This is a genomic window from Thermoactinomyces intermedius (assembly GCF_013912365.1).
Lineage (GTDB): Bacteria > Bacillota > Bacilli > Thermoactinomycetales > Thermoactinomycetaceae > Thermoactinomyces > Thermoactinomyces intermedius.
Window position 1 is genome coordinate 1 of record NZ_JACETT010000107.1, and the last position, 1115, is coordinate 1115.

At 53.6% G+C, this 1115-nt stretch carries 1 protein-coding gene; it reads right to left on the bottom strand.

The genetic code is table 11. The features are described 5' to 3' along the window. On the bottom strand, positions 1-1115 hold a 1115-nt coding region (locus tag H1R82_RS14425; protein WP_181821731.1), incomplete at both ends, for an ATP-binding protein.

Consider the following 1115-nt stretch of genomic DNA (forward strand, 5'->3'; position numbering starts at 1 on the left):
GATGCCGGCAGCCATCAGGCCTTTGTACACCGCCCGGGCATAATCCCGGTCTTTTCCCATCACTTCCCCGGTGGATTTCATCTCCGGCCCCAGGGCGATGTCCACTTTCGTCAGCTTGTCAAAGGAGAAGACCGGCACTTTCACGGAAATGAACTCACTTTCCGGCCACAATCCGGTCTCATCATATCCTTGCTCCCGCAAATTGATTCCGAGCATGATTTTGGTGGCCACTTGCGCCATGGGAATCCCCGTGACTTTGCTTAAGAAGGGAACCGTTCTCGATGACCGCGGGTTGACTTCCAGGGTGTACAGTTCATTTTGATACAAGACAAATTGAATGTTGATGATTCCCTTGATGTGAAGCGCTTTGGCGATTTTTTCCGTGATCCGGGCAACCTGCTCTTTTTGCTCCCCGGTCAGGGTTTGCGGGGGATAAACGGCAATCGAATCCCCGGAATGGACCCCTGCCCGTTCGATGTGTTCCATGATGCCGGGAATGAGAACTCGTTCCCCGTCGCAAATCGCATCCACTTCGACCTCTTTGCCCAACAGGTAACGGTCGATCAGGACAGGATGTTCCGGATTCACTTTGACCGCTTGCTCCATGTAAGAGCGCAGTTCCATTTCGTTATGGACGATTTCCATGGCACGCCCTCCCAGCACATAGGACGGGCGGACCAACACCGGATATCCCAGGCGCCGGGCGGCTTCCACCGCTTCATCCGCCGAAGTGACCGCCGTTCCCGGAGGCTGTGGAATTTGAAGGTCGCTCATCAACTGTTCAAATTTTTTCCGGTCTTCTGCACGGTCAATTTCTTCCAAAGAGGTGCCCAACAACCGGATGCCTTCATCCCGCAAGTCCCGCGCCAGATTCAGAGCGGTTTGCCCTCCGAATTGCACGATCACCCCGAGCGGCTTTTCTTTTTCAATGATGTTGAGAACATCCTCTTTAAAGAGGGGTTCAAAGTACAGGCGGTCAGAGATATTGAAATCCGTCGAGACCGTCTCCGGATTGTTATTGATGATCACCGCTTCATAGCCGGCTTTTTGGATGGCCATGATCGCATGCACGGTCGCATAATCAAACTCGACCCCCTGACCGATCCGGATCGGTC